Annotated in this window: 20 protein-coding genes; 11 read left to right on the forward strand and 9 right to left on the reverse strand. The window is 66.7% G+C overall.

Going from position 1 to position 18,442, the window contains the following annotated elements; genetic code table 11:
- Positions 1-135: 135 nt before the first annotated feature.
- The 8 genes from TSB10GB4_RS16640 to TSB10GB4_RS16675 form a co-directional block, all read right to left on the reverse strand.
- Positions 136-780: an NrsF family protein gene (locus TSB10GB4_RS16640; protein ID WP_186396644.1), complete on the reverse strand. Its 645-nt coding sequence runs from the start codon at positions 778-780 to the stop codon at positions 136-138.
- Positions 777-1,613, reverse strand: a complete 837-nt coding sequence (locus TSB10GB4_RS16645; RefSeq protein ID WP_371328913.1) for a sigma-70 family RNA polymerase sigma factor — start codon at positions 1,611-1,613, stop codon at positions 777-779. The genes TSB10GB4_RS16640 and TSB10GB4_RS16645 overlap by 4 nt, the downstream gene beginning before the upstream one ends.
- Positions 1,504-1,953, reverse strand: a complete 450-nt coding sequence (locus TSB10GB4_RS16650) for a DoxX family protein (protein ID WP_186388260.1) — start codon at positions 1,951-1,953, stop codon at positions 1,504-1,506. Before TSB10GB4_RS16650 ends, TSB10GB4_RS16645 begins: the two co-directional genes overlap by 110 nt.
- The gene (locus TSB10GB4_RS16655) at positions 1,941-2,705 is read right to left on the reverse strand and encodes a DUF2063 domain-containing protein (protein WP_186396646.1); all 765 of its coding nucleotides are present in this window, start codon (positions 2,703-2,705) and stop codon (positions 1,941-1,943) included. Before TSB10GB4_RS16655 ends, TSB10GB4_RS16650 begins: the two co-directional genes overlap by 13 nt.
- Positions 2,689-3,540, reverse strand: a complete 852-nt coding sequence (locus tag TSB10GB4_RS16660) for a DUF692 domain-containing protein (RefSeq protein WP_186396647.1) — start codon at positions 3,538-3,540, stop codon at positions 2,689-2,691. Before TSB10GB4_RS16660 ends, TSB10GB4_RS16655 begins: the two co-directional genes overlap by 17 nt.
- Before the next feature lie 62 nt (positions 3,541-3,602).
- A complete protein-coding gene (locus TSB10GB4_RS16665) occupies positions 3,603-3,905 on the reverse strand; it encodes a DUF2282 domain-containing protein (protein ID WP_186388257.1) in 303 nt (100 codons plus the stop codon).
- A 218-nt stretch (positions 3,906-4,123) separates the two neighbouring features.
- A complete protein-coding gene (locus TSB10GB4_RS16670; RefSeq protein WP_186388256.1) occupies positions 4,124-4,588 on the reverse strand; it encodes a YHS domain-containing (seleno)protein in 465 nt (154 codons plus the stop codon).
- 143 nt (positions 4,589-4,731) lie between these two features.
- Positions 4,732-5,304, reverse strand: a complete 573-nt coding sequence (locus TSB10GB4_RS16675; protein WP_186396648.1) for a carboxymuconolactone decarboxylase family protein — start codon at positions 5,302-5,304, stop codon at positions 4,732-4,734.
- A gap of 100 nt (positions 5,305-5,404) precedes the next feature.
- Between TSB10GB4_RS16675 and TSB10GB4_RS16680 the strand changes: the two genes are divergently transcribed.
- On the forward strand, positions 5,405-6,004 hold the full coding sequence (locus TSB10GB4_RS16680; protein ID WP_186396649.1) for a TetR/AcrR family transcriptional regulator: 600 nt from the start codon (positions 5,405-5,407) through the stop codon (positions 6,002-6,004).
- 225 nt (positions 6,005-6,229) lie between these two features.
- Entirely contained in the window at positions 6,230-7,591 is a 1,362-nt protein-coding gene (locus tag TSB10GB4_RS16685) for an adenylate/guanylate cyclase domain-containing protein (protein ID WP_186396650.1), read from the forward strand.
- Positions 7,592-7,814: 223 nt separating this feature from the next.
- Here TSB10GB4_RS16685 and TSB10GB4_RS16690 read toward each other — a convergent pair whose 3' ends face one another.
- The gene (locus tag TSB10GB4_RS16690; RefSeq protein WP_186396651.1) at positions 7,815-9,269 is read right to left on the reverse strand and encodes an acetamidase/formamidase family protein; all 1,455 of its coding nucleotides are present in this window, start codon (positions 9,267-9,269) and stop codon (positions 7,815-7,817) included.
- A 277-nt stretch (positions 9,270-9,546) separates the two neighbouring features.
- Here TSB10GB4_RS16690 and TSB10GB4_RS16695 point away from each other — a divergent pair, with 277 nt between their 5' ends.
- The 9 genes from TSB10GB4_RS16695 (at position 9,547) to TSB10GB4_RS16735 (ending at position 18,439) form a co-directional block, all read left to right on the forward strand.
- Positions 9,547-11,871 (forward strand): acetamidase/formamidase family protein, encoded by a 2,325-nt coding sequence (locus TSB10GB4_RS16695; RefSeq protein WP_186396652.1) that lies wholly within the window; start codon positions 9,547-9,549, stop codon positions 11,869-11,871.
- A gap of 96 nt (positions 11,872-11,967) precedes the next feature.
- On the forward strand, positions 11,968-13,005 hold the full coding sequence (locus TSB10GB4_RS16700; protein ID WP_186396653.1) for a helix-turn-helix domain-containing protein: 1,038 nt from the start codon (positions 11,968-11,970) through the stop codon (positions 13,003-13,005).
- Positions 13,006-13,176: 171 nt separating this feature from the next.
- A complete protein-coding gene (locus tag TSB10GB4_RS16705; protein ID WP_186396654.1) occupies positions 13,177-13,371 on the forward strand; it encodes a hypothetical protein in 195 nt (64 codons plus the stop codon).
- A gap of 33 nt (positions 13,372-13,404) precedes the next feature.
- Positions 13,405-13,806: an NHLP leader peptide family RiPP precursor gene (locus TSB10GB4_RS16710; protein ID WP_186396655.1), complete on the forward strand. Its 402-nt coding sequence runs from the start codon at positions 13,405-13,407 to the stop codon at positions 13,804-13,806.
- Between the two features lie 10 nt (positions 13,807-13,816).
- On the forward strand, positions 13,817-14,212 hold the full coding sequence (locus TSB10GB4_RS16715) for an NHLP leader peptide family RiPP precursor (protein ID WP_186388247.1): 396 nt from the start codon (positions 13,817-13,819) through the stop codon (positions 14,210-14,212).
- A gap of 17 nt (positions 14,213-14,229) precedes the next feature.
- Positions 14,230-14,640: an NHLP leader peptide family RiPP precursor gene (locus TSB10GB4_RS16720; RefSeq protein ID WP_186396656.1), complete on the forward strand. Its 411-nt coding sequence runs from the start codon at positions 14,230-14,232 to the stop codon at positions 14,638-14,640.
- A 28-nt stretch (positions 14,641-14,668) separates the two neighbouring features.
- Positions 14,669-14,866 (forward strand): bacteriocin, encoded by a 198-nt coding sequence (locus tag TSB10GB4_RS16725; RefSeq protein ID WP_186388245.1) that lies wholly within the window; start codon positions 14,669-14,671, stop codon positions 14,864-14,866.
- Between the two features lie 135 nt (positions 14,867-15,001).
- The gene (locus tag TSB10GB4_RS16730; protein ID WP_186396657.1) at positions 15,002-16,321 is read left to right on the forward strand and encodes a biotin/lipoyl-binding protein; all 1,320 of its coding nucleotides are present in this window, start codon (positions 15,002-15,004) and stop codon (positions 16,319-16,321) included.
- Between the two features lie 3 nt (positions 16,322-16,324).
- Complete coding sequence (locus tag TSB10GB4_RS16735; RefSeq protein ID WP_186396658.1) at positions 16,325-18,439, forward strand: cysteine peptidase family C39 domain-containing protein; 2,115 nt, start codon at positions 16,325-16,327, stop codon at positions 18,437-18,439.
- Positions 18,440-18,442: the final 3 nt, after the last annotated feature.

Here is an 18,442-nt window from a genome sequence, read left to right on the forward strand (position 1 = left end):
ACTGTCGGTCCCCCTTGCGCGATCTGGAACAGGCAAAGACGGCTGAACACGGCGATCTGACTGAGGCGCATCGGTCGCAGGATGCCCCTCATCGGTGTTCACAATTCTTGTCAGCAGGCCTGGGTCTGTTCGCAATCACCACCTGAGGAGGCGCGAACCTGCGAGAGAGCCGACGCCGCCGGCCGAGGCAATCGCGAGCCCATACCAGACTACATAGAAGAGTGGAGAGTCCTCCGTGCAGGCGAGAGAATAGCCGGCCGCCGCTCCGGCGCCGGCCGCAAGGCCGAGCAAGGCACCGGACAGGGCCGGATTCGTGCTCGCGCCGTTCTTCAGGAAAGTCAGTCCCGCGGCGATCGGAAGCAGCGACAGACCGAGAACGGCGGACAGGCATTTCATCGCCGTACTGCCCACCATCGCTTGCGTCAGAAACGGTGCCGGCGTGGCGGCTGCGGCATCGGCGATCAGGACAAGCGCCATTGCCGGCGGCAGAAGCAGGTATGACAGCCTGAGCCCCTTGCCGGGATAGGCGGAGCGGATCGCGAGCCACAATGCGGAGACCGACAGCAACGCCGGCAGCCCTGTCTTGGCGAGGGTCACCGGCGCGCTCAACGCGGTGCCGAGGTCCGGCCGCAGCCCCATCAGGGAGAGCCAGAGGGCAACACCAAGGGCCGTCGCCGCCGAGGTCCAAAGCGCGATCGAGGACGCAGCAAACGGCTTCGGGACAGGGGCCCGGGCCAGGTCGGCGATGAAGTCCTCCGTGGACAGTCTTTTCCGGGTCATCGGTCGGATCCCCGCGCAAGAGCGGACAGCTTCTTGATGGCGCGGTGGAAGGCAACGCGCACGGCTCCCTCGCTCATCGAAAACCGGGCGCCGACCTCGGTTGCGCGGTCGCCGTCAAGGCCGATTGCGCGCACGATGGCGGCCGACCTCGTATCGATCTGAGCCAGCATCCTCGAGGCCTCCTGATCCGACAGGAGATCGCTCGGCTCGTCCTGCGCGATGAGATCGACGAAGTCGTCCACCGGCAGGTGGATGTGAGTTCCCAGCCGTCTGAAGGCGTCGACCACCTTGTAGCGCGCGACGGCATAGAGCCAGGGGCGCACCGGCGTGCGCGGGTCCCAGGTCTGGCGCTTGAGGTGGATCGCCAGCAGCACCTCCTGCACCACGTCGTCGTGCTGGTCCGGCGGCAGCCCGCGCCCGCGGGCTTTGACGACCTTTCGGACAAGCGGCATGACGGCGGTGAGAAAGCGGGCAAACGCCTTTGCGTCGCCTGCGTTCGCGGCGGTCAACAGCGCCTCCAGATCGTTGCAAGCGTCGGCTATCTCGGCCTCCCGTCGCGCGTCCGCGAGAGGCAACCTAGCGGGGCTTGCGATCGCGAGGCAACCCACATCACGCAGAGTTGCGAGCGACGCCGTCATGCGGTCACGGCAGCGAGCGTGGCGCCGGCACGTCCCTTGATCTGGGCGGCTCGCATCCCTGTGCGACAGGCGAAGACCGGATCCATCATGCGGTCGTCTTCTGCGGCGGACCGTCAAGACGCAGCACATGATCCAGCGAGATCCTGCCCGGTCCCCGGACCACGACGGCAAGCAGGGCGGCGGCCCACAGCCCATGCGTGACCCATGCGCTGGGATAGACGAATATCTGGATGACGGCGGTCATGACGAGCAGACCGAAGGCGGACAGTCTCGTGAAAAGGCCGAGGATCATCAGCACCGGCAGCACATGTTCGCTGACGGTGGCAAGAACCGCTGCGACATTCGGCGGGATGATCGGCAAGGCAAACTCCGTTTCGAACAGGAACCATGTCGAGTCCTTGATCGCGAAGCCGTCGACCTTGGTGCGGCCCGACAGCCAGAACACCATGGCCGGAAAGAAGCGGAGCCCGAGGGCGACAAGGTCGTCGGGAATGAGCTGGAACCAGCCGTTCAGCCGCTTGATCAGGGTCTGCATGTCGAAATCTCCGCATTGAGGATGAGACCGGCTGCCATGAACTCGGCGAGAAGGCGTCCGGCGTCGTGGGCCGGGTCAGCCGCCTGGGCGAGTTGTGCGGCTTCGAGCAAGGGCCGGCCGTCGCTGAGCGCGGCGATCATGGCGGCATCGCCGGCCGCGATCGCCTTCACCGGCACGTTGAAGAAGCGATCCCGGAAGATGAGCGCCGTTTCGGGACCGTGAACGATGGCGCCGGGCAGCGCGCCGGGCTGGTTCGACGCCCAGATCGAGACCGCCGCATGCGCGAGAGCAAGCACGCAAACGGAAGGGTGCAAGGCCAGAACGAGGTCGGCCGGGTCGGCATTGGCAAAAAGGTCCGGCGTTGCCGGTTCATGGTCGGCCGCGTGAAAGGCAACGCCGCGCTGATACTCGATGCGGGCGACGTCGGCCATGTAGGGATAGTCCAGAAGCGGCGGAAAACCCGCCAGGAACGCGGGGAAGCCGTCTCCCCACTGCGTCAGCACCGGTGTCTTCGGCCGGTCCAGTTCGACATAGACGCGCGCCATCTGCCGGAAGAACGCCTTGCCGACGAGCCGCTGGACAACCGGGAACCGCATGGCCAGCGCCTCGGTCAGGCTGACGACGACATTGTTGCGGTAGACATTGAAGCGGCGCTCGGCCTCCGCCGGGTCCCGCGCCGTCAGTCCGGCCGGAAGCGGGCCTCCGCGCAGGGCTGCGTCAAAGCCGGATTGCAGCTCAGCCAGCCTGCGCATGACGCTTCTCCGGAGCATGGAGAATGCGCGCGGCGCGCGCGGCTTCGTCGGCCAGAACGGACCAGCAGGGAACGTCATTGTCCCATTCGACGAGCGTTGGGACGGGTCCGCATCGCGAGACGACATCGGCAAAGAGCGACCAGACCGGGTCGGCGACCTCGGAGGAATGCGCGTCGATCAGCAGCGGCCCCGACGGAAGCTCTTCCACCACGTGACCGCCCAGGTGGATTTCGCCGACATGCTGGAGCGGGAAGCTGTCGATATAGGCGCAAGGGTCGAAACCGTGGTTGGTCGCCGACACGAACACATTGTTGACGTCGAGGAGCAGGCCGCAGCCGGTGCGCCGCGCGACTTCGGCGAGAAAGTCGACCTCGGCGATCGTCGACTGCTCGAAGATCACATAGGTCGACGGGTTCTCGAGCAGCATCCTGCGCCCGAGTGCCTCCTGCACCTGGTCGACATGAGCGCAGATCACGTTCAGCGACCCGTCCGTGTAGGGCAGCGGCAGAAGATCGTTGAGAAAACCGGTGTCGTGGCTCGACCAGGCGAGATGCTCGGAAAAACTCTCGGGCTGGTAGCGTTCGCAGAGCTGGCGAAGCCTCGCCAGGTGATCGGGATCCAGGCCGCGGGCGCCGCCGATCGACAGGCCGACGCCATGAACCGAAAGGGCATAGTCCGCCCTGAGCGCGGTGAGTTGGGCGTGCGGCAGACCGCCGGCTCCCATGTAGTTCTCGGCATGGACCTCGAAGAAGCCGACCTTGCCGGGGTCCTGGGTGATGTCGATGAAATGCTGCGGTTTGAAGCCCACACCGACGCTCGCGGGTAACTGAGGCATCTCGAGTGCACCGTGCATTGGAGGAAGGCGGGGCGCGACCGGTCGCGCCCCGTGCGTTGGCCTCAGGCAGGGAGATCGCGGCTGAGTTCGGTCAGCGAACCCTTGCGCGGCGTCCCGTCGGCCTGGGCGGGCAGTTCCATCGTGGTGCAGGTGCCGGCCGGGACCATCTTCCAGGCATTGCCCTGATAGTCGACCTTGGACGTCCCGGCGCAGGTCGTGCCCGGGCCGGCGGCGCAGTCGTTCTGGCCGGCAAGCGAGACGCCGAAGCACTTTTCCGTCGTCTGGGCCTGCACCGGCGCGGCCATCAGCGTGAGCGCGGAGACCAAAGCGGCGCTCAGGGCGATATTCGTGTGTCGTGCTGTCATGTCATTCTCCTGTCTCTCGACGAAGACGCTCCAGCGCCTTCATTGAACAATTCGCGGACGGTGCCGTGGCCGTTACAGCTTCACGGCAAGGTGATCCGGGCAGGGCGCACACTCAAAAACATGCGAGGTCGTTTCGCGCGGCGCTCGGGCCGGTCTTCGCAGGGGCGGCGCGGCGGTTTCGGGAGCGGCCGGTTGCCGCTCCCGGGACACGGGCCGGCTTAGAGGGCGCCCGGATCCGTGCTCTCGATCTTGGTCCAGATCTCGTCGGCGGCCTCGATATTTGCCGCCATCTCGGAGCGCCACATGTCGGCGACCGCCGGAGCGACATTCAGATAGAGCTTGTCGTTGACGATCGTGAAGACGGCCGGATCGCCATCGAGCTTCTGGCCCATCTTCACGCCCATGGCGCAATAGCCGCCATACTGGGGCAGGTACTTGTCGGGATCGGCTGTGAACGCCGCCTTGTTCTCCTCGCTGGCGAAGCGATAGACGGCACCGCCATGCACGGCCGTGACCCTGAAGTCGCCCGGGACGGGACCGGCCGGCGAGAAGAAACTCACCGGATCGACGCCGCGCAGGGCAAGGCCCGTGGACGTCACGTTCAACTCGCTCCCCGCGAAGGACGTGGCGGCGGAGAACAACAGAAGCAGGAAGGCGCCGAGCAATGCATTCAGTCTGGTCATGTCTGTTCCTTTCGATGGTGCAAGAGCGATCCCGCGGCGGCCTTGCGGGCCGTCGCCGGGTGTTTCTTGCTGGCTGCGGGCAGGGCAAGCCTGGCGTCGGCCGATGCGTCACGGTCCTTGGACGAGATGACGCGCGGCCGTGGTCAGGCGGTCACTTCGTAGGCGGCGAAAGCCGGATCGAGCTTCGTCGCGACGATGTGATTGGTGTAGTTGGAGAAGGTCTTGACGCCGATGGCCAGGATCACCGCGAAGATCTGACGCGGTTCGAAACCGGCAGCGAGGAAGGCGTCGACATCGGCGCGCGACGGCCGCCCGGCCGTCCGGACCATGGTGCGGGTGAAGGTGGCGAGAGCCTGCAGGCGCGGGTCGGGAAGCGGACCGCCGTTGCGAAGGGCGGCGATCGCGTCCGCCGGCACCCTGCTCATCTTCTCGGCGATCATCGAGTGAGCGGCGACGCAATAGTCGCAGCCGTTGGCTTCGCTCACTGCCAGGAAGACGGTTTCCTGCTCGTCCGGCTGGAAGCCGGAGGTGCGGCGGAAGCCGTCGTAGCCCGCCAGATAGGTGCCGAGCAGGTCCGGCGCGTAGGCCATGTAGCCGTACATGTTGGGAACGAAGCCCAATCTCCTGGCGGCGGTTTCCAGAGCGGTTGCGGCAGCGGGTTCGGCCGTTTCCGCGGTCAGGGGTGCAAGAGTGAGGCTGGCGGATGACTGGGACATGGGGTCGTCTCCAAATATGGAATGATCGATCCATATATTGCCAGGCGCGGCCCGGCAAACTATTTTCGGAACGATGAGTTCACAACTTCATGAGCGCCGCGTGCGCGGCCGTCCCCGCACCTTCGTTGAAACCGAGGCGCTCGACACCGCGATGGGTCTGTTCTGGCGGATGGGTTACGAGGGCACCTCGATGGATGCCCTCACCGGCGCCATGGGCATCTCGCGGTCGAGCCTCTACCAGTCCTTCGGCAACAAGGAGGCCCTGTTCCTGAGCGCGGTGGAACACTACGCGCGCACCCGGATCGAGCCCCTCCTCGAGGCTCTCGACGGCGGCGGCGGTTTCCGGAGCGATCTGGCGGCCTTCCTCGACGCCGTCGTGCGGCATGCGACGGCCGATCCCGAGCGGTTGGGGTGTCTCGTGGCGTCGGTTCTTTCCGATGCTGCCGGATCGGATCCGCGGCTGAGGGCGGAACTGGGCTGGCGGTTTGCCGCGGTCGAAGCGCGGATCGCCGAGCGCGTCGCGCATGCGCAGTCGGTCGGCGAGATGTCCGGTGCGGCAAGCCCGGCAACGGTCGCCGCGGTCGTTGGAGCCCTCGCGCGCGGCTTGATGCTCAGCGCCCGGGCGGGCGTTGCTCCCGAAACGTTGCGCGACACGAGCAAAGGTGCGGTCGCGATCCTGACGGCGGGACTGACCTCGTGACGCTTGGGCACTTGTGCAGCGTGCGTGTCGCGCAGTCTTGACTTTCATGTGAAGGTGGCAGGCGCCAAGCTCGCGGCGACAGGCTGGAGGAGGTCGTCATGTCAGGCAGTGCGGACCTGCTGCTCGATCGGTTGGACCCTGTGAGCGAAGGCGCGGCGCCAACCGGGGCCCCAACCGGGGCGCAGGGGACGTCGTCGCCGGACACTCGCTGCCCGGAGGTCCCTCGTGCGCGCTGACCTGAGCCGGCGGTTCGGCCGCATCTTGCGTGGCGGCGCCGACGCTTCGAGGCTTCCCGAGGCGATCCGACGACGCATCGCCGAACGCGACTGGGCCAACGAGCGTCTGCTGCGCGCCATCCAGTTGCTGATGATCTGCTTCTTCAGTCTCCTTTATGCGCTGTCGCCCAAGACCTTCGAGGCGGGGAGCCTGTCGCCGACGCCGTTCGTGCTGGCAGCCTATTTCGTGCTCGCCGTGATCGGCCTCGTCTGGGGATATCTGCGGGAACCGCCGGACTGGGCGAGCTATGTTTCGATCATCTTCGATTTCGCGCTGCTCTACGGACTGATCATCAGCTTCCATCATCAGTACGCCCAGCCCGCGAGTTTCCTGCTCAAGGCGCCGGCACTGCTTTACGTCTTCATCTTCATCGCCTTGCGCACTCTGCGCTTTAACCCGAAGTTCGTGATCTTCGCGGGTCTGGTGGCTGCCGCGGGGTGGGGTGCCGTGATCGTCTATGTGCGGCAGGTCGATCCGTCGGAATTCGTGCTTACGCGGTCCTATGTCGAGTACCTGACCTCCAATGCGCTGCTGATCGGCGCGGAGGTCGACAAGATCATCTCGATGCTTGCCGTGACCGCGGTGCTGGCCTTGGCGGTGAACGGCTCGCGAAGTCTCCTGATCACCGCCGTCACGGAAGAGGCCGCCGCGACGGGGCTGTCGCGCTTCTTCGATCCAGGCGTTGCTCGCGCCATCCGCGCCGGCGAGCATCAGCCGATCCCTGGTACCGCACAGCGGGAAGCGGCGGCGATCATGAACCTGGATATCAGGAGCTTTTCCCGCATCGCGGAGCAGTGCGAGCCCGATGCGGTCATGCGTGTCCTTGCCGCTTATCAGGGGCGGGTGCTTCCCATCGTGCATGCCCGCAACGGGATGATCGACAAGTTCCTCGGCGACGGGATCATGGTGACCTTCGGTCTGGGCACCGATAGCGAATCCTATGCCGCCGATGCCATTGCCTGCGCGGAAGCCGTGCTTGCCGACCTGAAGGGGTGGGCGGATCTGCCCGAGATGCAGGCGCTGCGGCAGCCGCTGGCGATCGGCATCGGCATCTCGTCCGGAACGGTGAGCTGGGGCGTTGTGGGACGGGATGAGCGGCTCGAACTGACGGTGATCGGGCCCGCGGTCAACCTTTCGGCCAAGATCGAGAAATGCAACAAGGCGTTCGGCAGCACCTGCATGGTCGATGCCGAAACCTGGCGCCTGGCACAGGCCCAGGGGTATCGCGGCCGCTTCGAAGCCCGCCACGTCGCGGCCCGGATCGACGGGGCGGACGGGCAGATCGGCGCAGTGATCCTCACCCTGCCATAGAGCCGCCCGGTCGCCGGCATCTGTCTGTTCCTGCCGGCCGTCTTTGTCCTGAGCACCGCGGTCTGCCGGGGGATCCAGCGCAGCGGACGTCATGCGCGGACGGTCCCGGCAGTTCGAACCGAAGGGCGCGGCCGCTGCCGTCCGCGGATATGACCGGAAAGCGCCGCCCTCCTGTCGGAGGGCGGCACGAGACATGGGCTGCTCGCCGGACGTCAGGCCTGCGTCACGCGGCCCGGCCCGAGAACAGATCCTTCTTGACGATGCCGTGCACCCCCCAGTTTCCGTCGACGACCTGGGTCACGCCGAAGTCGACGCCGATCGACATGATCGAGATCGCCTCGTCCTCCGTCAGGCCCTTGGTGGTCATCAGGAAGTGCCGCATCTTCTTGAACGCGTCCTGCAGGGCGAGGTCGATCGACGACTTGTTGTAGATCTCGCTCTGGGCATCGGGGCCGAGTTCGGCCAGGTAGTTGGCAACGCTGAAGCCGTGGACCACCCATTCGGTCTGGGTCTCCAGCATCGGGTAGTCGAGGTCCTCCAGCGGCGTGCCGGCCAGATCCGCCTTCTTGTGCAGGATGAGCTGGAAGGTGCCGGTCAGCGAACACTCGATGGCGGTGCCGCACAGCTCGCTGTCGCCCTGCGAGGCATGGGGATCGCCGACGGAGAGCAACGCTCCCTCGACCGACACCGGGTAATACATCGTCGCGCCCTTGCCGATGCGCCAGTTGTCGATGTTGCCGCCGAAATGGCTCGGCGGGATGGTGTCGACGAAGTCCGCCTCGGCCGGTGCCAGGCCCAGCGTGCCGAAATGCGGCCGGATCGGCACCCGTATGCCCTTGAGCACGTCATAATTCCGATCGACCGTCGACATGTCGACCGGCACGCCGGGATAGTCGATGACCGGATGCACCACGCCGAACGGGTCGGTCTGCGGGGTCCACTTGTAATTGTAGACCGCCTCGGCCCAGCTTTTGCCGCCGGTCGCGTCGATCTCGTAGATCGTCACCACCTCGCGCTTGTCGCCGCCGAGCAGGTGCTTGTAGTGGAAGCCCCACCACGCCGCCGCGTTGGAGCCGAACGCCTTGCCGGCATAGGCCGGATTGGCGGACGGACGCGGCACGCAGTCGAGAATGCGGACCTCCAGCACGTCGCCCGGCTCGGCACCGCGGACATAGACCGGGCCGGTCATGATGTGCACGCCGAGACCGTCGCCGGAGCCCTTGGTGTAGACGGCCGGATCGGTCGATCCCGCGCCGCGCCGGTCGACGCCCTTCTTGTCCTTCGTCCACTCGTAGACGCTTTCGGCGCCGGGGTCGCCCTGGACCATGCGTTCCAGGTCGTCGGCCGCGTGATGCGTCAGCGCTTCGATGGTGACGATGTCGCCGGAGTCGATCTCGACCTGCGGCTTGAGGGTCTTGGAAAAATACCCCCAATGCACCGTGTCGGCGGTCGCCGGCAGATAATGGTAGCTGGGGGTGCCTTTCTGGCGTGCGGCGCTCGCCTGCGCCAGGGCCGGGGTCACCAGCGTCACGCCGCCGGCCGCGCCGAAGGCCGCAAGCCCTCCCGCCGCCAGAACGCCGCTCTTCAGGAAGCTCCGCCGTTCCGGGTTGAGGTCTTCCCTGAACGCCTTGTAATGGGCCTCGAAATGCGGGCAGTGAACGTCGTCGCCTTTGCACATGATTTGCCGTTCCTCTCTGGTTATGGATGGATTGTGCACTGCACATGATGCCTGGCGACGGGCTCCACGCAACCGCCCGACCGGCGCGCCGGTTGCCCCGGCATTCCCCGTCTGGTGGCAAAAAAATCCTTTTATCGCAATGTGTTGAGTGGTTTTTGCGCCGGCTTCCTTCGGGGGCGGCGCTCCGTAAAGTCAAAACTACGGACGCTCTGGGACAAGTATCCCGCCCGGTTCTGGGATAGTGTTTGCTGCGGAAGCGAGAAAAAGGTCCAGCCGGATGGCGGTGGAGCAGATCGATCTCGATGCGGTGCCCGGCGATGGCCGGTCCGACATCTGGCGTCAGACGCTGCGCGGGGTCGGCTTGCTGCCGCTTGCCGAGACCGGCTGCCTGGACACCGGCACCGTGACCTCGTTCCGGGCGCCCGCCGGCGCCAGGATGACGATGGTCCAGGCCCGCGGCCAGAGCTTTGCCTTCAGCGCGCCGGGCAAGGCTCCCGGTCCGCTGGTGCTGCTGCTCGTGCTGTCCGGGCGCGGGCGCATCGTCGCGCCCTCGAAGGCCTTCGAACTCGCCGACTCGGATCTTGTCGTCGTTGCCCCGGAGGCGGGAGTGCAGGTGGAGATGCGCGGCGACTTCTCGATCCTGCTGCTCGATCTGTCCCGGAGCGCGGTGGAGGCGCGTGTGGGCCGGAACCGTGCCGGCTTTCCGGTGGTGCTGGGAGGGACCGTGGCGGCGTCCGCTGCCCGGCCGGTGCTGCGCACGCTGGCCATGAACCTCGACACGCTCGGTGCCGGCGACTTCGCCGCCGCCGAGGTCGCGGTGACCGAACTGGTGAGCGGCGCGCTGCTGGCGGAACTGCGCGGCAACGGCCATGAACGGACGGATTCGCAGATGGCGAACTTTCGCCGCGTCGCGGCCGCGGTCAATCGCAGGCTGGGCGAAGCCGGTCTGTCGATCCAGGATGTGGCGCGCGACGAAGGCCTGTCGAAACGCTATGTGCAGCGGCTGTTCAAGCAGCATGGCGAGAGTTTCTCGGACTATGTGCGCCGGCTTCGCCTTGAACGATGCAAGGCCGAGCTCGCTGATCCGGCGCATGCGCATGAGGCGGTGGGCGCGATTGCCATGCGGTGGGGATTTCGCGATCAGTCCTATTTCAGCCGCGCCTTCAGCAGCGCCTATGGAGTGTCGCCCAGCAACATCAGACGGGGGGTCGGGACAGTTGCGGACGGCCGGCCGCTCCAGCGCGGCAAGCCGCTGAAGCGCCCGGCCGCGCCGATGGCGTTTCCACGGTCGGCGGCTGAGTTTCGCACCCATGGCGAAAGCCCGACGACGGAGCTGGCCGAGCCGTTCCGGCAGGCGCGGTTTCATCTTCCCGCGAACGCGCAGACGGTGCACTGGGGCTATCTGAGCAAGAGCCTGCCGCCGGTGCTGACGGTGAGGTCGGGAGCGACCGTCACCGTGGAGACGTTGACCCAGCATGCCGGCGACGCATCCGAGCGCATGATCCAGGGCGATGCGGGCGCCGAAAGCGTGTTCGAATGGACCAGGGACTGGAAGGCGGTCGACCGGCGCGGAGCGGGGCCGATGAATGCCTCCATCTTCGGGCGCGGCGCGGGCGAAGGCTTCGGTGTTCACATCCTGACAGGGCCGATCTTCGTGCGCGGGGCCGAGCCGGGCGACGTGATCGAGGTGGAGTTTCTGGACATCCGCCTGCGCCCTTGCGCCAATCCGGAGTTTGCCGGGAAAGCGTTCGCCTCCAATGTCTCGGCCTGGTGGGGGTATCAGTATCAGGATTCCATCGTCCCCGGCGCCCGGCGCGAGACCGTCACGATCTTCGAGATCGACCTCACTGAGCCCGACGTGGCGCGGCCGCTCTACAGCTATCGCTGGACGCCGCAGACCGACCCGTTCGGCATCGTCCACGAGACGATGGACTATCCCGGCGTCCTCGTCGATCCGGCGACGGTCACCCCCGACTGGCGCGCGCTTCGGGGGATCGAGATCCCGGCGCGGCTGCATTTCGGCACCGTCGCGCTGGCGCCGCGGGAGGAGGATCTGGTCGACAGCATTCCTCCCGGTTACTTCGGCGGCAATATCGACAATTGGAGGCTCGGCAAGGGCAGCCGGGTCTTCCTGCCGGTCTCCGTGCCGGGCGGGCTGCTGTCCATCGGCGACGGTCATTTCGCGCAAGGCGACAGCGAAGTGAACGGTACCGGGCTCGAATGTTCGCTGACCGCCGACATTCGTCTGACCCTGCACAAGGCGTCAGGGGAGGGGAGGCCGTTTCTGCGGGCGTTGAGCGGACCGTTGATCGAGACCGAAACCCACTGGGTGCTCCAGAGCTTCAGCTATCCCAACTATCTGCGCGAGTTGGGGCGCGATGCCCAGTCGAAGATCTACCAGCATTCCTCCATCGATCTGGCGATGCGCAATGCGTTCCGGCAGGCGCGGCGGTTCCTGATGGAGCATTACGGGATGAACGAGGACGAGGCGCATTGTCTGCTGTCGCTCGGCGCGGATTTCGGCGTCACCCAGGTCGCGGACGGCAATTTCGGCGTTCACGCGACGATCCCCAAAGCGCTGTGGGGCGATGGGGATCGTTGAGATCGGGCGGCGATCGGGCCAAGCTGCGCAGGCGCTGGATGCGATCCGCGGGGCATCTACCGGTGTCGCTTTCGCGGGATGGGGGACGTCTTCGGCATGACGGGGGGAGGGATGGAGGAGGCACGGGACCGGGTTCCGCAGTCCGTTGTCGACACGCGCGGCATGGCGGGCGGGGCGGCGTTCGAGCTTTGGCGCGAGCAGTTGAACGCGATGGGCGAGGCGCGCTCCCTGCGGCCGGTGGCGAGTGGCTTCCACGTCCAGGTCGAGGCTTTCCAGATCGGGCCGCTGGTGCTCGGCCGCTCGATCCAGCCCGCCCAGACCTTCGACCGGTCCCGCTTCCGCATCGCCCGCGACGGACTGGATCAGCTCGTCCTGCGGTTCTTCGACCGGGGCAGTGTCTTCTGCCGCGACCGGGACGCCGATGCCGGGGTGCGGCCTGGCGATCTGTTCGTCACCGATCTGGCGGAGGTTCAGCGCACCGCCATCCCCGATATCGACAGCCTCACGCTTGTCGTGCCCCGCGCGGAGCTGGAGGCGCGCCTGGGCACGGTGGACGGGCTCGACATGACCGTGATCCGGCGCGACAACGCGCTTGTCGGCCTGTTCCAGGATCATCTTGCGGCGGTGATGCGCGCCGCACCCGGCATGACGGTCGCCGAGGCGGGGCTGCTCGTCGGCCCGACGCTCGACCTGGCCGTCGCGGCCATCAGGGGGGCGGTGCCGGAGGTGGGGCGGAGCAGCGTGCAGGCCGCGCTCGTCGATGCGATCTGCCGTCACATCCGCGCCCATGCTCGCGATCCTGGCCTGTCCCCGGCAGCGCTCGGCCGGCTGTTCGGCATCTCGGAGAGAAAGCTGTCCTATCTCTTCGCGGAGTTGGGCGGCGTTGCCTCCTATATCGGGCATCAGCGCCTGCTGCTCGCCCGCCGCGCCCTCACCGATCCCGCGCAGGCGGACAGGACGGTCGAGCGGATCGCCGAGGACCACGGCTTTGCCCATCGCAACAGTTTCGCCAGAGCCTTCGAGCGCGCCTTCGGCATGACGCCGGGGCAGTATCGCCAGGTCTCCAGCGCCCGGACGCTTGCCCGCGAGGGCAAGGCGGAAAGCTGGCACGCCTGGATCGGCCGATTTGCGTGAATTGTGGCGCCCTGTGCGTCATCTGTGCGCGGATCGTTGCAGTTCCTTGACGAATGGTCCGAAGTTTCTGTTTTGCCGCCGGAAGTTCACAATTCGGAAAGAGCCCCTGCGTCATCTTCTGTAGGCAGGACGGGAAATCGTCTCAAAAAACTGGAGAGCAGGGGGTTGTAAATGACAAAAGACTTGGATCGCGAGTTGTTCGCCAGCGAAGCGGAAGAACTCGGCGAGGATGAACTGTCCTCCATTGTCGGCGGACTTGCGCCGGGAACCGCCGCTCCGGTGCGTCCGCGCGACCCCAATGCGAATCTTGTCGAGTATGCGATGGAGCATATCGAGCGCGCCCTGGCTGCTGCGCCGCCGCGATAATCGCGACCTTCCCTTCAGCCAAGGAACATGAAGATGACCGAACAGATCGAACAGAACGTCTATACGCAGGTGCTGGTCCGGGCCGCGACCGACGATGCCTTTCGCGCCGCGCTGCTGTCGGATGCGACCGGCACGCTGAAGTCGCTGGGGGTTGAGATCCCCGAAGGGATCGAGATCAAGGCGGTGGAGGACACCGGCACGGTGTTTCATCTCATCGTCCCGCCGAAGATCTCGGAAGAGATGAGCGATGAGGAACTCGGCGCCGTCAATGGCGGGTGGTTCGGTCGCACTCTCGGGGCTGGCATCGGCGCTGCCTTCGGCGGGCTTCTGGCCACGGGTGTGATTGTAGGAACCGGGGGCAATGGGGCTCGTCAAGCGTCAGGGCTGGTCCGTGGCGGCGAGGCGACCGGGGCAAGAATCGGCGGCTCAATCTGAGAGGTGTGTGATGATCGAACAGAACGCCCATACGCAGGTGCTGGTCCGCGCTGCGACCGACGAGGCCTTTCGCGCCGCGCTGCTGTCGGATGCGACCGGCACGCTGAAGTCGCTGGGGGTTGAGATCCCCGAAGGGATCGAGATCAAGGCGGTGGAGGACACCCACGAGAGCCTCCATCTCGTCCTGCCGCCGCTGGTCAGCGAGGACATGTCGGACGACGAGCTTGCGGCGATCAATGGCGGCTTTCTGAAGCTCAAGCATCTGGCCGGTTTCGGCATCGGCGCCAGCGCCGTCATGATCGGAGGCGGCGCCTTGGCAATCATCGCGACGGGTGGGGCGGCCGCGCCCCTGGTCGGAGCGGCCATGATCGGCGGTGGCGTCGCCGGCGCGGTGATCGCGGATTGAACCAGGGAGCAGTAGCAATGACCGAACAGATCGAACAGAACGCTTACGCCCAGTTCCTCGTCCGCGCTGCGACCGACGAGGCTTTCCGCGCCGCGCTGCTGGCGGATGCGAAGGGGGCACTGAAATCGCAAGGCGTCGAAATCCCCGAAGGGATCGAGATCACGGTGGTGGAGGATACGCCCGCGCAGCTTCACCTCGTTCTGCCGCCGAAACTGTCCGAGGAATTGTCCGATGAGGACCTCGAGGCGATCAATGGCGGCTTCTTCGACAAGATCAAGATGAAGCATGTAACGGCCTTCATGACGGGCTACGGCACCACCATGGTTGCGGGCCTCCCCGTGATTATCATGACGCAAGGCGCTGCCTTTCCTGCGGTCAAGGCAGGAGCGGTCACCGTTGGCGTTGGCGCCGCGATTGCTGCGGACTGACGGATTGGATTGAGCAGAAGAGGCCGAGATGCGTGAGCGGAACGACCATATCCCCCCGGACCATGAAGTTCTTTCCGACGAAGAACTTGAAACCATCAGTGGCGGTTACGATTGGCCGCAGGGAATGTCTCGTAACGAGCGTCAGCTCATCCGGGATCGCATGCGGGCAGGGCAGCAGGTCATCTGGAATGAAACGGAGTTTGGCGGCTACCCCACGCTTAAGTAGGGGCAAGCGAGGGGATGCGGAGCCCTGCATCGGGCGCAATGCCGCATCCCGCCGCGGGTTGAAGGTGTTGGCGGATTCGGTCGGGATCGGCCCGCCGGCAGGAAAAAAGGGGAAAGCGATGGGGGCACTTGCTCCATGAGCCTGCCAGCTCTGCCTCAGCCTTTCGACGAAACGCGCCAGCCCAGCCATTACCTGCCGCGCGGCTACTGGGCCGGAGCGCTGGGTGCGCTTCTGGTCGTCGGCGCCGCGCTTGCCTGGTCGGTGGTCGGCACCGTCTCGGTCAAGGTTCAGGGGATGGGACAGATCCTGGCGGCGGGAGAGGCGCTCTATACCATCGCGATCCCGGTCGCCGGCCGGCTGGAGCAGATCTCCGTCGTCCCCGGGCAGAAGGTCGAGGCGGGCATGGTCATCGCCCGGATGGACGTGCGCGAGATCGAGGCGGAAATCCGCTCCGGCAAGCTGGCGCGCGATCAGGCGGCGCGGGCGCTGGAGCGTCTGGGCGAGGCCAGCGAGCGGGAGAGAACCCACCGGATCGCCGCCTTCGAGGAGCAGGTGGCGGCGCTGGAGGAGGAGCGGCGTGTGCTGATCCAGCGCTCGCGGCAATTGCAGGAACTGCTCACCAACCGGGAGAAACTGTTCGAGCGCGGGGTGATCCGCCGCCTGGACGTGGAGGATACCCGCAACACCTACAATGACGCCGCCCTGGCCCTGGCGCGGGTCGGCACCAGTCTTGCCCAGTTGCGCGCCGAACACGGAACCTTTCTCGACGCGCTGGCGGCGAAACTGCGTGCGGCCGAGGACGAACTGGCCGCGCGGGAAGCCCGTCTTGTCGTCCTGCTGGAGAGGCTGGATCACGACGAGGAGGTGCGCGCGCCCTATGCCGGGACGATTGCCGAGGTCTTTGCCGATCCTGGCGATATCCTCGGCGTCGGCCAGAAGCTCGCGGTGCTGGCGGCGTCGGGCGATCACAGCGTGGTCGCCGCGCAACATGGGATCGTCGTTGCCGGCGGTGCCCGTTTCGGTCTGCACGAGGAACTGGACGACGGCAACGCGGATGGCGCGGAACTCATCGCCTTCCTCGACCCGGCACAAGGCTTGCGCGTTCAGCCCGGCATGCGTGCCCATGTCATTCCCGCCTCGATCAAGAAGGAGGAATTCGGCGCGATCCGCGCCGAGGTGGTGGCGATCAATCCGCGTCCGGTCAGCTACGATCAGGTCTATGCGCTCATCCGCAACGCGGAGATGGCCCGCCACTACACCCAGGCCGGTCCGCCGATCGTCGCGCGGCTGAAGCTCGTCACCGCCGACACGCCCAACGGCTTCGCGTGGTGGGGCGGGACCGGTCCCCAGTTCCCTGTCGAACGCGGGACACTGTCCAACGTCGAAATCGACGTCTTCCACCAGGCCCCGATTACCCTGGTGCTGCCGCTGTTGAAGCGCTGGCTGGAGTCGTAGCCAATGGCCCGCGCGCGGACCCCCACCATCCTGCAGATGGAAGCGGCCGAGTGCGGCGCGGCCTCGCTTGCCATGATCCTCGGGCATTTCCGGCGCTTCGTCGGACTGGAGGACCTGCGCGCGCGCTGCGGCGTGGACCGCAACGGCGCCAACGCCGCCAACATCCTAAAGGCCGCCCGCTCCTACGGTCTTGCCGCGAAGGGGCTGCGGCGGCCCGCCGAGGCCGCGCTCGCCGGCCCGTTTCCGGCCATCGTCTTCTGGGATTACAATCACTTCCTCGTGCTCGAAGGGGCGCGGGGGAAGACGGTGTTCCTGAACGATCCGGCGCATGGTCCGCGCGAGATGACGCGCGAGGACTTCTCCCGCCATTACAGCGGCGTGATGCTCGTCTTCGAGACCGGGGAAGGCTTTGCCGCCGGGGGGCGTCCGCCCGCCTTCTGGCCCCGGGTCAGGGAGATGGCGCGCGGGCTCGGCGAGCCGGCCGTTCTGGTCGTTCTTTACGCGCTGGTGCTGGCGGTCGCCGGACTGGCCGTGCCGGGCATGATCAAGACCTTCATCGACGGCGTATTGGTGCAGCGGTCTCCCGGCTGGGCCGGGCCGATCGTTCTCGGGCTGGCGGTGGCCGTGCTGGTGCAGGCCGGGGTGAGCCTGCTCACCCAGTCCTTGAGCCTGCGCGTGCATATGGCGCTGTTGCGCGGCCGCACCCTCGGTTTCGTCGAACATCTCCTGCGCCTGCCGCTGGCCTTCTTCGCCAGCCGCCACACGGGCGATCTGGTGTCGAGAACCGGCTCGGTGGAAACGGCCGCGCGGTTGGTGTCGCGCGATCTGTCCGGGGTCGGGCTCGACGGGCTTGCGGCGGTGTTCCTGTTCGCCCTGATGCTGGCCTACAGCCCGCTGCTCACCGCCATTGCCTTGCTGATGGTCCTGGTGAATCTCGGCGTCCTGCACATGGTGCGGCGGCGGCGCACCGATCTCGCCCTGCGCCTGCAGACCGAGGCCGCCAAGCTGTTTTCCGCCACGGTGACGGGCGTTGCCACCATCGAGACCATCAAGGCCGGCGGCAACGAGACCGGCGCCTTCGCCAAATGGGCGGGCCACCATGCCCGTGCATTGGAGGCGGAGCAAAGGTCGGCCCTGTTCGAACAGGGTTTTGCCGTGTTGACGCCCCTGACCACGGCGATCGCCGCGGCCTGCGTGCTGTTGGCCGGCTCGGTCGAGGTGATGGCCGGCAGTCTCACCGTCGGCGGGCTGGTGGCGTTTCAGGCCTTGATGGGGGCGTTTTCCGCCCATGCCTCCCACCTGGTGGAAACGGGCAGCAGCCTGCAGGCGGCGCGGGCCGATTTCGCGCGGTTGGCGGATGTCGAGGCGGCGCGGCAGGATTGGCGCTACGCCACGCCGGCCGCGACCGGGGAGCGGGCGCGCGGCCGCCTTGACATCGACGGCGTCGCCTTTGCCTATGGCCCCCTCGATCCGCCCTTCATCGCCGATTTCTCCCTGTCGCTGGAGCCGGGACGGTCGGTGGCGCTGGTGGGCCATTCGGGCAGCGGCAAGAGCACCATCGGCTCGCTGGTCTGCGGGCTCTATCTGCCCAAGGCGGGCAGCATCCGCCTCGACGGCCGCCCGCTTGCCGACTGGCCGCGCGCCGATCTCTCCCATGCGCTGGCGCGGGTGGATCAGGACATCCGCCTGTTTTCCGGCACCTTGCGCGACAACATCACCCTGTGGGACGAGGAGATCCCGCTCGCCGACGTCCGGCGCGCCATGCAGGACGCCGGCCTCGGCGATTTCTCGCCCGACATGCCGCTCACCGAAGGCGGGCGCAATCTGTCCGGCGGCCAGCGTCAGCGCGTCGAAATCGCCCGCGCTCTGGTCCGGAACCCGGCGCTGCTGGTGCTCGACGAGGCGACCTCCGCGCTCGACGCGGTCAGCGAGGAACAGGTGATGGCGGCGGTCAGGGCGCGCGGCCTCACGTTGATTGTCGTGGCGCACCGGCTGTCCACCGTCCGCGACTGCGACGAGATCCTGGTGCTCGATCACGGGCGGATCGTGGAGCGGGGCAGCCATGCCGACCTGCTGGCGACGGGCGGGGCCTATGCCCGTCTGGTGAGGGAGATTTGACAG

Source organism: Stappia sp. TSB10GB4 (genome assembly GCF_900185745.1).
Taxonomy (GTDB): domain Bacteria; phylum Pseudomonadota; class Alphaproteobacteria; order Rhizobiales; family Stappiaceae; genus Stappia.